The organism is Mycobacterium arosiense ATCC BAA-1401 = DSM 45069 (assembly GCF_002086125.1).
In the GTDB taxonomy this organism is placed as follows: Bacteria; Actinomycetota; Actinomycetes; order Mycobacteriales; family Mycobacteriaceae; genus Mycobacterium; species Mycobacterium arosiense.
In genome coordinates, this window is record NZ_MVHG01000352.1 from 1 (window position 1) to 245 (window position 245).

1 protein-coding gene is annotated in these 245 nt (G+C 69.4%); it reads left to right on the top strand.

Features of this window, described 5'->3' with window-relative positions:
• On the top strand, window positions 1-245 hold a 245-nt coding region (locus BST14_RS32815), incomplete at both ends, for a hypothetical protein (protein ID WP_142279728.1).

Consider the following 245-nt stretch of genomic DNA (forward strand, 5'->3'; position numbering starts at 1 on the left):
TGGTGAATGCGGCGGTGATGGCCGTCACCGCCGGGCCGCTGTACGCGCTGGCCTACTGGCTGCTGGGCCTGGAGATGGCCGCGGTCGAGATCCTGCTGTGCTGCGCGGTGATGCTGTCGGCGCCGCCGGTGTTGCGCCTGACCGGCAGCGTGGTGGCGGCGCGCGAAGTGTTCCTGTGCGCGCTGTTCTTCAATTTCAGCTGGCTCAGCTGGCACCTGGGCGGCATCGTCTCGCCCACCGTCAGC